Origin of the sequence: Nocardia sp. NRRL S-836 (assembly GCF_001279525.1) — a bacterium.
In the GTDB taxonomy this organism is placed as follows: domain Bacteria; phylum Actinomycetota; class Actinomycetes; order Mycobacteriales; family Pseudonocardiaceae; genus Lentzea.
This window is the reverse complement of record NZ_LGDY01000160.1, coordinates 1-11,020: the sequence shown is the minus strand read 5'-3', so window position 1 is coordinate 11,020 and position 11,020 is coordinate 1. Positions and strand designations below refer to the sequence as shown.

Here is an 11,020-nt window from a genome sequence, read left to right as displayed (position 1 = left end):
CCCATCAACCACCCCGCCGCCACACCCACCCCACCATTGCAATCCAGGTTTGAGTCGCATAGACTCAAACCATGCTCACCACGACGGAGGCCCTGGACCTGGTCGAACAAGCCACCTCACCCGAGGCCCTGTTCGGCCCCCGGACCACCGACCCCGCCAAGCGCAAACAGGCCCGCACCCTGTTCCACGCCCTGGCCTCGGTCCTGCACCCCGACGTGGTCGGTCCCACCGACAAACGAGCCCACGCGGCATCCGCAACCCTGACCCGCCTGCACCACGACTGGACCCACGCCGCAACAACCACAACCCCGGTCGACCTGAAAACCCGAACCGGCACCTACCGCATCACAAAACCGTTCGCCATCGGCAGCATCGCCAACCTCTACGACTCCACCGGCCCCCACGTCGTCAAGGTCGTCCGCAACCCGGCCCTGAACCCGTTGCTGCACAGCGAATGGCAAGCCCTGCGCCAACTGGAACGCCTCACCGACACCCACCACTGGCTCCGCCCCTACTACCCGAGACTCCTCGACACCTCGGGCGACGTGGCGAAGGGCTCCCGCGCCTTCACCGTCCTCGACCCCCTCCGCGAAGGCTTCGTGACCCTCGCGGACGTCCAACGCGCCTTCCCCGCCGGACTCGACGGCCGCGACTACGCGTGGATGCACCGCAGACTGTTGAAGGCCCTGGCCGGCGCCCACCGCATAGGCCTGGTGCACGGTGCCGTCACCGCCGACAACGTCATGGTGCACCCCGAGCAGCACGGCATCGTCCTGGTCGGCTGGTCGTTCGCCGTCGAGGAGGGGCAGCGGCTGCTCGCCACCAGCCGCACGATCGCCTACCCGCCGGAAGTCGAAGCAGGACAACCGGTCACCGCCGCGACCGACGTCCACATGGCACACACACTGATGCTCACCATGCTGGCGCAAACAGAAACCAGGCAACGCGCGTTCGCCAGCGGCTGCCGACAGGAGCGCCCCGGCCAGCGGCCCGATGCCGTCGACCTGATGCGCGAGTACGACGAACTGCTCGAAGAACTCTACGGCGCACGGCGTTTCCGCCCGTTCGCCCTCCCCAAGACTGGAGAATGACCATGGGACATGGCAGGTGGGACGACAACGCCTACGCCGCGGCAAAGACCTTCCGCGCGGCCAAGGGGATCGCCGACTTCGGCTACACGGCGAGCGTCAAGGCGCAGCCGGCCACGCACTGGAAGGCCGCGCCCGCGCTGGACCCGCTGAACGTCGCGTTCCGCGAGTGCCGCGACTCGCCCGACCACGCCGACTCGACACCGATCGCGGTGCTGTTCGACGTGACCGGGTCGATGGGCAGCGTGCCGCGGATCATGCAGGGCAAGCTCGGCAAGCTGCACGGGTTGTTGCAGCGCAAGGGATATCTCGCCGACCCGCAGCTGATGTTCGGCGGCATCGGTGACGCCGACAGCGACCGGGTTCCGTTGCAGGTCGGGCAGTTCGAGTCGGACAACCGCATGGACGAGCAGTTGCGGAACATCTTCCTCGAAGGCAACGGTGGTGGGCAGAAGAGCGAGTCCTACGAGCTGGCCGCCTACTTCGTGGCGCGGCACGTGGTCAGCGATGCCTGGCAGAAGCGCGGCAGGAAGGGCTACCTGTTCATCATCGGCGACGAGCTGAACAAGCCGCGGCTGGAGGCCCGGCACATCCGGCGGATCATCGGCGACGACGTCAGCCAGGACATCGACCCGGTGTCGGTGTACCGCGAGCTGGCCCGCAAGTGGCACGTCTACTTCATCCTGCCCAACCAGTCGTCGTACTTCCACGACGACGCCATCGCCGAGCACTGGCGGGCGATCCTCGGGCAGAACTTCCTCAAGCTGGACGACCCCGCCGCGGTGTGCGAGCTCATCGCCGCGACGATCGGGGTGGAGGAACAGGTGGTGGACCTCGGCCAGGCGCTGGTGGACCTCGCCGAGATCGGGTCGGTCGCCGAGAGCGAGGCCGTCGGCAAGGCGCTGGTCGCCGTCGGTGCCGCCGCGCGGCCGGCCACGGTGGTGCCGCTGGGCATCGACGGTCCCGACGACGTGACGCTGAGCTGACGATGAACGGGGAGCACGTGATCGTCGTCGGGCTGGGGTTCGGCGACGAGGGCAAGGGGGCCGTGGTCGACGCGCTGTGCGCCGACGGGTCGGTCACGGGGGTCGTGCGGTTCAACGGGGGAGCGCAGGCCGCGCACAACGTCGTGGCCGGCGGGCGGCACCACACCTTCAGCCAGTTCGGGTCCGGCACGCTCGCGGGCGTGCCGACCTGGTTGTCCCGCCACGTGCTCGTCGAACCGATCGCGCTGGCGACCGAGTCGCGTGAGCTGGAGGCCGTCGGCGTCACCGACCCGCTGTCGATGGTCTCGATCGACGCCCAGGCGCTGCTCACGACGCCGATCCACGTGGCCGCGAACCGGGCCAGGGAGAACGCCAGGGGCGCTGACCGGCACGGGTCGTGCGGCAAGGGGATCGGCGAGACCGTCTGGTACGGGCTGCTCGGCGAGCGGGGTGCGCGGCGGGGTGACGTGGTCGAGGAACAGCGGGTGCCCGGCGAACCGGGGCCCGCCCCGGTCGTCGGCGACTGCCTGGACCCGCACGCGCTCAGGCGGAAGCTGGACGTGCTCGCCAAGTTCTACGAGCCGTTGACCGGTGCCGTCGCGAACGTGGACGAGCTCGTCGCGCTCTACCGCTCGTTCGCCGACGCCGTGCGGATCACGACCGGTGACGAGGCCGGCCGGCTCGCCGACGCCGGACGGCTCGTCTTCGAGGGCGCCCAAGGGGTTCTGCTGGACGAGACCTACGGGTTCCACCCGCACACGACCTGGTCCACGGTGACACCGCGCAACGCGCGAGCGCTGCTGAACGGACGCCCGGCCCGCGTGCTCGGCGTGACCAGGACCTACCAGACCCGCCACGGCGCGGGCCCGCTGCCCACGGAGGACCAGGCCGTCGCGGCCAGGTTCCCGGAAGCGCACAACGGCACGGGGGAGTACCAGGGCGCGTGGCGGGCCGGGCACCTGGACGCCGTCCTGTTGCGCTACGCCGTGGAGTGCTGCGGAGGCGTCGACGGGCTGGCCGTGACGCACCTGGACGCCCAGGGTCTCAAGGTCGCCACCTCCCGCACCCAGCTGGAGGACATGCCTGATCCCGTGGCGTACCTGGAAGATCTGCTCGGCGTCGAGGTGCTCGTCACCGGGACGGGCCCGTCCAGGGCCGACTACGCGGTGCGGGAGAATCCACGCCATGATCGAGTCGACGCTGGTGTCGGTGGACGTGATCGCGCTCCGGTTTGACCCGGACACGCGCGCGGTGCTCCTCGGGGTGGCACCGCGCGCGCACGAGCCGTTCGCGGGCGAGCTCGCCCTTCCCGGTGTCTTGCTGGGCAAGGGCGAACGGCTGCGCGACGCGACCACCAGGGCCGTCACCGGAAAGCTGGGCCTCGCCGAGGAGTCCGTGACGGCGACCGGGCAGCTCGCCACGTTCGACGAGCCCTCGCGCGACCCGCGCGGCCCGACCCTCTCGATCGCCCTGTGGGCCACGATCGCCCGCCCGGCCGGTGACCTGGCCGTCTGGACGCCGCTGGACGGCGTGCCCGCGCTGGCCTTCGACCACGACCGGATCGTCGCCGACTGCCGGCCGCTGCTGGCCGACAGGCTGTGGCGCGACGTGGCGTTCACCGCCGGCCTGCTCGGGCCCGAGTTCACCACGGCGCAGGCGCTCGACGTGACCGAGTCCCTGACCGGCGACCGCCCCTACCCGGCCAACCTGGGCCGCACGATGGACCGCGTGCCCGGCCTCGAACGCACCACCCAGCACGCGTCGGCGCTGCCCAAGGGTGGCCGTCCGCCGCTGGTGTGGCGGTTCACCGCGGGGGCAGCTCCGGCTTGAACAGCCAGCGGCTGAGCAGGTCCCGGTGCCCGGCGAGCGCGAGGAAGTCGTCGGTGGTCACCACACCGTGCCGGTTGCGCGCACACCACTCCCGCACCAACGCGAAGAACGAGTCGTCGCCCATCGCGCGGCGCAGCACGTGCAACGTCAGGGCACCGCGCTTGTAGACCCGGTCGTCAAACCAGTCCGCGCGCGGCGGCCGGCCGATCACCAGGTCCTGCGGCAGCCTGCGCAGCAGGTCACGGGCCCCGGCGGCGCACGCGTCCGCCGAACGCCCACCGGAAGCCTCCGACCACAGCCACTCCGAGTAGCAGGCGAAGCCCTCGTTGAGCCAGATGTGCTCCCAGGCCGCGATTCCCACGGAGTTGCCGAACCACTGGTGCGCCAGCTCGTGCGCCACCAGCCGTTCCGAACCGCGCCGCCCGTCCACGTGGTTGGCGCCGAACGTCGACAAGCCCTGCGCCTCGACGGGAACGTCGAGCGCGTCGTCGGTCACGACCACCGAGTACCGCGCGAACGGGTAGGGCCCGAACAGCGACGAGAACAGCTCGATCATCTGGTTCTGCCGCGCGAAGTCGTGCGCGACGAGCCGCCGCAACCGCGCGGGCGCCCACACACCGGGCAGCGCCTCGACGTACTGTCCGATCTGGACGGTCGCGAGGTAGGTCGCCATCGGTGCGGCCATCGAGTACGTCCACCGCGTGGTGCTGCCGGAGACCTTGCCGTCGACCAGCACCCCGTTGCACACCACGGTGTACGGCGACGGCGCGGTCACCTCCAGGTGGTACGACGCCTTGGACGACGGCTCGTCCAGGCACGGGAACCACGACGGCGCGCCGATCGGCTGCGACGCCACCAGCGAGCCGTCGGTCAGCTGGTCCCAGCCGAGGTCGCCCCACTCGGGCGTCGAGACCGGCACGGGCGTGCCCGAGTACCGGACCTCGACCGAGAAGGACCCGCGCACCGCCGCCCGCACGTTCAGCACGCCGCCCGCGTGCCCGTAGCGCGCCGGTCTGCCGTTCACCAGCACCTTCGAGACCCGCAACGGGCCGAAGGACAGCGAGAACGACGACAGCGACGTGCAGGAAGCCTGCAGCACCGCGCGCCCGGAAAGGCGCGCGGAGTGCGGCTTGTAGTCGAGCTCCAGCGCGTAATGGTGTACGGAGAAGCTCATGACCACGCGGAGATCGGGTTGCCCAGCCAACGGGTTCCCGACGGCACGTCCTCACCGCGCATGACGAGCGAGGCGGGTCCGATCGTGGTGTGCGCGCCGACGGACGCTCCCGGCAGGACGATGCCGTGCGGGCCCAGAGTGGAGCCCGCGCCGAGCGTCACGCGGTCCATGCGCAGGATCCGGTCGTGGAACAGGTGCGTCTGCACGACGCAGCCGCGGTTCACCGACGCGCCCGCGCCGAGCGCGACCAGGTCCGCCTCCGGCAGCCAGTACGACTCGCACCACACGCCGCGGCCGACGGAGGCACCCAGCGACCGCAGCCACAGGTTCATGATCGGCGTGCCGCCGGAGAACCCGATCAGCCACGGCACCGCGAGCACCTCGACGAACGTGTCCGCCAGCTCGTTGCGCCACACGAACGCCGACCACAGCGGGTACTCGCGCACCTTGAACCGCCCGACCAGCAGCCACTTGGCGGCGGCGGCCACCACGCACGCGGCGACACCGGCGGCCAGCAGCACGACACCGGCCCACCACAGCCCGAACGCCTTCAGCGCGAAGAACACCAGCACGACCAGCGCCACGTTCAGCATCACCGGGACGAACCGGAACAGCTCCACCACCGCGCGCGCCCACAGCAGGTGCGCCGGCGGGTCGTAGGTGCGCGAGTCGTCCGAGGCGGCCGCGGTGCGCGGCAGCTTCATCGGCGGCATGCCCAGGTACGACGACCCGGCCTTGGCGCGCTTCGGAGCCGCCGACAGCACGCCGACGAGCCCGCCCTTCGGCACGGTCCGGCCGGGCGCGGTCATGCCCGAGTTGCCCAGGAACGCCCTCTTGCCCACGCGGGCGGTCGCGATGCGCAGCCAGCCGCCGCCGAGCTCGTAGGACGCGACCATCGTGTCGTCGGCCAGGAACGCGCCGTCGCCGACGCGCGTCATCTTCGGCAGCGCGACCACGGTCGACGCCTCGACGCGGCGGCCGACCTTCATGCCGAGCAGCCGCAGCCACACCGGCGTGAACAGCGAGGCGTACAGCGGGAACAGGGCCGAGCGCGCGTTGTTCATCAACCGCTCGGTCGTCCACGCCGCCCACGCCACGCGGCTGTGCACGGGGTAGTGGCCCTCGCGCATGCCGATGCCCAGCAACCGCACGGCGAGGAGCACCAGCAGCGCGTAGGAGCCGAACCAGATCGCCGAGGCGGCCGGGACGTCCCACAGCGCCGACGTCAGCGTCACGGGGCGGCGCAGCACGAACAGCACGGCCGGAGCCGCCGCCAGCAGCGGCAGCGCGCCCAGCAGGCCGGACGAGACGCCGTACATGAAGCTCCAGAAGCGCGACCGCTCCGGGCGGCGTGACGGGAACGACCGCGCCGCCTTGCCCTCACGGGTGGCGGGAACGCCCGCCCAGCGCTGGCCGGTCGGCACGGAGCCGACCACGCCCGAACCGGGTGCCACCTCGGCCCGCTTGCCGATCCGCGCGCCGGGGAACAGCGTGCTGCGCGCACCCACGGTCGCGCCCGCGCCGATGCGGATGCGGCCGATGCGCAGCCGGTCGCCGTCCAGCCACCAGCCGGACAGGTCGACCTCGGGCTCGATCGCGGCGCCACGCCCGACCTTCAGCATGCCCGTCACGGGCGGCAGCGAGTGCAGGTCGACACCGGTGCCGATCTTCGCGCCCAGCGCCCGCGCGTAGTGCGTGACCCACGAGCCGGAAAGTTCGGTGGCCCGCGACATCTGAGCCAGCATCTCGGCGGTCCACAGTCGCAGGTGGACGGAGCCACCGCGCGGGTACTCGCCGGGCTTCACGCCGCGCAGCAGCAACCGCGCGCCACCGGCGGAGATCGCGAGCCGGCCGGCGGGGCTGAGGAACAGCACGAACCCGGCGGCGACCCACCACCACGACACGGAGGTCCAGCCCAGCACGTTCGACAGGGCCGTCAGCGCCACGACCCAGCGCGCACCGGAGATCGTGAGCAGCGGGATCATCAGCAGCGTCTGGACCACGCCGGTCCACCGCGGCGTGGGCGCGACCTCGCGCACCTCGGCCGTCTCGCCGTAGGACTCCAGGCGGCGGGCGAGCTTGTACAGCGTCGGGTTCTGGTAGATGTCCGAGACGGAGGTGCTCGGGTACCGCGTGCGGACCATCGAGACCAGCTGTGCGGCGCCCAGCGAGCTGCCGCCGGAGGCGAAGAAGTTCGCGCCCTCGGAGGCGGGCCCGGAGCCGAGCACGGCGGCCCACTGCTCCGCGAGCCAGCCCTCGACGCCGGAGAACACCACGCCCGCGGTGTCCATCGACGCCAGCGGCCACGGCAGCGCGGCCCGGTCGACCTTGCCGGACGTGCGCGTCGGCAGCGTGTCGACCACCGCGATCAACGGCACCAGCGCGGCGGGCAGCTCGGCCCGCAACTGCTCGACGGCCGCCTCCTGGTCGAACCCGCCGTCGGCGACGACGTAGCCGACGAGGATCTGGTTGCCGCCCCGCGTCGTGCGCACGGCCGCCGCGGCTCCGGCGACACCGGGCAGCGCCGCCAGCGCCGCGTCGACCTCGCCGAGCTCGATCCGGCGGCCACCGAGCTTGATCTGCTCGTCCGCGCGGCCGAGGAACACCAGTCCCTCCGGCTCGGCGCGGACCACGTCCCCGCTGCGGTACGCACGATCCCAGCCCATCGAGGGCAGCGGCGCGTACTTCTGCGCGTCCTTCTCGGCGTCCAGGTAGCGCGCCAGGCCGACGCCACCGATCACCAGCTCGCCGGACTCGCCCATCGGCACCACGTCGCCCTGCGCGTCGACGACGACGAGCTCCCAGCCGTCCAGCGGCAGGCCGATGCGCACGGGACCTTCGCCGGTCATCCGCGCGGCACAGGCCACGACGGTCGCTTCCGTTGGCCCGTAGGTGTTCCAGACCTCGCGGCCCTCGACCGCGAGCCGCTCGGCCAGCTCCGGCGGGCAGGCCTCGCCGCCGAAGATCAGCAGCCGCACGTCGTCCAGCGCCTCGACCGGCCACAGCGCGGCCAGCGTCGGAACCGTGGAGACGACGGTGATCTCCTGCTCGACCAGCCACGGGCCGAGGTCCATCCCGGTGCGCACCAGCGACCGCGGCGCCGGGACCAGGCAGGCGCCGTGCCGCCACGCGAGCCACATCTCCTCGCAGGAGGCGTCGAACGCGACCGAAAGCCCCGCGAGCACGCGGTCGTCCGGCCCGATCGGCTCGTCGGGCAGGAACAGCCGCGCCTCGGCGTCCACGAACGCAGCGGCTGACCGGTGCGTCACCGCGACGCCCTTCGGCTTACCGGTGGAGCCGGAGGTGAAGATGATCCACGCGTCGTTGTCGAGACCCGGTTCGCCGAGCATGCCCAGCGGAGTCCCGTGCAGCGCAACGCTTCGGCCGGCGCCGAGCACCGCACTCACCTGTGCCTCACCGAAAACGAGCTCGGCGCGCTCGTCGGGGTCCTCGAAGTCGACCGGCACGTAGGCGGCACCGGCCGCGAGCGTGGCGAGGATCGACACGTAGAGGTCGGCGGTGCCGGACGGCACGCGGATGCCGACCCGGTCACCGACCCCGACGCCCTCGGCGGCGAGCTTGTCCTTGAGCTCCAGCACTTCGGCGAGCAGCGCGCGGTACGTGAGCGCGGTGGTGCCGTCGTCGACGGCCGGCGCGTCCGGGTGCTGTTCGGCACTCGCGCGCAGGATGTCCAGCAGTGTGCGCGGGGTGGGCGCATCCCCTGCCGTGAACATCGATCGAAGAACAACGGGTTCGGCCGCAATGGTCACGACAGCGTCACTTCTCACCCTCTCGGCAACCGGTGGACCCGCAACTTTACCTGTGGTCAACAACTACCGTTCGCTGTAGTAAGGCGACTCACAGATGCGTTCGGTCACCCTCATCCCATCGAGTGACTCACGAGCGTTGTGGCGCGCCAGGTTCCACTCCCGCCAGTCGGTCTCGACGCCCGGCGCCCTCAGCCACTTCAAGGCGCAGTCCCGTTTTTCCTCCGGCAGCCGCAGCAACGCGGGCACCGCGTCCGCCGACAACGTCGACAGGTAGTAGGTGTCGATCTTCTGCGTGGCCTCGAAGCGGGTCACGTTGTACTCGGCCACCACCCGTTCCGGGTTCGCCACCGCGACCGCGAGGAAGAACGCCGCCCCCGTCCCGACGACCGCACGCGGCAACCAGTTGGCGCGCAACGTGATCCCGCTCGCGATCACCATCAGGTACACCACACCGAGCCAGAGCTCGCACGACGCGACGAGCAGCCGCAGCACCGTCCACCCGTACGCCTGCTGGTAGAACCACATGCGGCTCAACGCACTCGTCACGATCACCAGCGTCAGCACCGCCAGCGCCCCGAGCAGCACCCGCAGCCACAACCGGTCCCGCGCCGTGGTCTTCACCGCGAACCGCGCCACCCCGGCGATGACCGCGAGCGTCAGGATCGTCACCCACAGCAGCTGCCAGAACCCGGTCCGCGCGTACTCGGCGAACGTGACCCCCGCCGTCCGCATCACGTAAGCCTCGCCACCGAACAGAACCGCGATCTGCGTCCCCACGAACCCCGTGAACAGCACCACGAGCACACCCACCGGCAACCCGTAGTCCTTGAGCCGCAACGACCCCGGCTTGCCCGCCACGTCCTCGTTGATCCGCGCCGGCGCCGCCACCAGGTAGCACGCACCCAAAGCACCGAACGCCGCAACACCCCCGAAGAAGCCCGTGCGCACGTACTCGCCGACCTCCCAGTCCGGCACCATGCTTTCGAGGAAGTCGTTGAACGCCTTGTCCGCACCCGCGAGCAACGACCCGAAGACCACCAGCAGCAGCAACGCCACACCGACCGAGATGAACGGCCGCACGCTCTTGGGCCCGCGCTTGCTCAAACTCCGCGAGACCCACGGAATGGACCGGAACCCGGCCAGCCCCACCCCGACCGCGCCGAACACGAGCCCGCGCACGCTCTTCCCGCCCGCCATCGCGATGGAGCCGCACACCATCGACGCCAGCACCGACAGCGGGAACAACCACTCGGCGGCCCGCAGGAACCCCATCGCCAGGAACGCGAGCGCCGCAGCCAGCCACAACGCCCGCTCGACGGTCGGCTTACCCGCGTGGAAGAGCACCGCGCCCACCCCGACCAGCCCGGCCAGCACCCACCCGATCCCACTGCCGGGCGGCGCGAGCAGGGCACCGGCGAGCCCCGCGACGAGCCCGACCGCGAGCACCTGCGCCGGCGCCGCCTCGGCCGGTGGGCGCCACCAGGGCAGGACCGGGTTGGGGGCGGGCGTGACGACCGGGCCGGTGAGGCGCGGTGCGGGCGGACCACCCCACGGCGAGGTCGGCGGCAGGGCGGCAGTCGCAACCGCCGCTGGCTCCGCTACCTGCGGTTTCGCGCTCTCGTCCCGATCTTGTCGGACGTCGTGAGTACGTTGAAACGCAGGGGTTCCCGACTCGGGGGTACCCCTGCGCGAGCCTGCCTCGGGGCTTTTCGGGGCCTCGGTGGACGGCTCGGCGGGCGGTTCCGCGGACGGCTTGGCGGCCGGCTCGATGGGCGGTCCGGCAGACGGCTCGGTGGCCGTTCCAGCGGACGGTTCGGCAGGCGGGGCGACCAGCGGTTCGGCGTGCGGCTCAGTGCGTTCCGGAGTCGAGCCGCCAAGCGCTTCAGCCGGGAGGTCGGCGGGTAACCCGGCAGGCAGTCCAGCGGCCGGTTCGGTGGTCACGTCGGCGGCCGGTTCGCTGCCCGCGCCGCCAGCCTTCGCACCAGCCGTTTCACCCCGCGGATCGCCAGCCCTAGCGCCAGCCGCATCACCGCGCGCTTCGACTGCCCGCTCGCCAGCCGTTTCGCCCCGCGCTTCAGCAGTCCGCTGGCCAGCAGTTCCATCGCGCGCTTCGCCAGCCCCAGCCCCAGCCCCAGCCCCAGCCCCAGCGCCAGCCGCTTCACCGCGCGCTCC

At 71.7% G+C, this 11,020-nt stretch carries 8 protein-coding genes; 4 read left to right on the top strand and 4 right to left on the bottom strand.

The window, feature by feature from the left end; all coding sequences use genetic code 11:
• Nucleotides 1-71: 71 nt before the first annotated feature.
• The 4 genes from ADL03_RS41750 to ADL03_RS41735 are packed head-to-tail and all read left to right on the top strand — an operon-like array spanning nucleotide 72 to nucleotide 3,904.
• Nucleotides 72-1,091: a protein kinase family protein gene (locus ADL03_RS41750; protein WP_053739194.1), complete on the top strand. Its 1,020-nt coding sequence runs from the start codon at nucleotides 72-74 to the stop codon at nucleotides 1,089-1,091.
• A 2-nt stretch (nucleotides 1,092-1,093) separates the two neighbouring features.
• Entirely contained in the window at nucleotides 1,094-2,074 is a 981-nt protein-coding gene (locus tag ADL03_RS41745) for a hypothetical protein (protein ID WP_053739193.1), read from the top strand.
• Between the two features lie 2 nt (nucleotides 2,075-2,076).
• On the top strand, nucleotides 2,077-3,309 hold the full coding sequence (locus ADL03_RS41740) for an adenylosuccinate synthetase (protein ID WP_157529742.1): 1,233 nt from the start codon (nucleotides 2,077-2,079) through the stop codon (nucleotides 3,307-3,309).
• Complete coding sequence (locus ADL03_RS41735) at nucleotides 3,260-3,904, top strand: NUDIX hydrolase (protein WP_053739192.1); 645 nt, start codon at nucleotides 3,260-3,262, stop codon at nucleotides 3,902-3,904. The genes ADL03_RS41740 and ADL03_RS41735 overlap by 50 nt, the downstream gene beginning before the upstream one ends.
• Here the strand turns inward: ADL03_RS41735 and ADL03_RS41730 are convergent.
• From ADL03_RS41730 to ADL03_RS49135, 4 genes are all read right to left on the bottom strand, one after another.
• Nucleotides 3,879-5,078 carry a M1 family metallopeptidase gene (locus ADL03_RS41730; protein WP_082373978.1) on the bottom strand — a complete coding sequence of 400 codons (1,200 nt, stop codon included), beginning with the start codon at nucleotides 5,076-5,078 and terminating at the stop codon, nucleotides 3,879-3,881. The two genes, ADL03_RS41735 and ADL03_RS41730, sit on opposite strands and share 26 nt — an antisense overlap.
• The gene (locus tag ADL03_RS41725; RefSeq protein ID WP_082373977.1) at nucleotides 5,075-8,812 is read right to left on the bottom strand and encodes a Pls/PosA family non-ribosomal peptide synthetase; all 3,738 of its coding nucleotides are present in this window, start codon (nucleotides 8,810-8,812) and stop codon (nucleotides 5,075-5,077) included. Before ADL03_RS41725 ends, ADL03_RS41730 begins: the two co-directional genes overlap by 4 nt.
• 99 nt (nucleotides 8,813-8,911) lie before the next feature.
• Complete coding sequence (locus tag ADL03_RS41720) at nucleotides 8,912-10,294, bottom strand: DUF4153 domain-containing protein (RefSeq protein WP_053739189.1); 1,383 nt, start codon at nucleotides 10,292-10,294, stop codon at nucleotides 8,912-8,914.
• 491 nt (nucleotides 10,295-10,785) lie between these two features.
• A partial coding sequence (locus tag ADL03_RS49135) for a hypothetical protein (protein WP_197289123.1) occupies nucleotides 10,786-11,020 on the bottom strand: 235 nt, incomplete at its 5' end.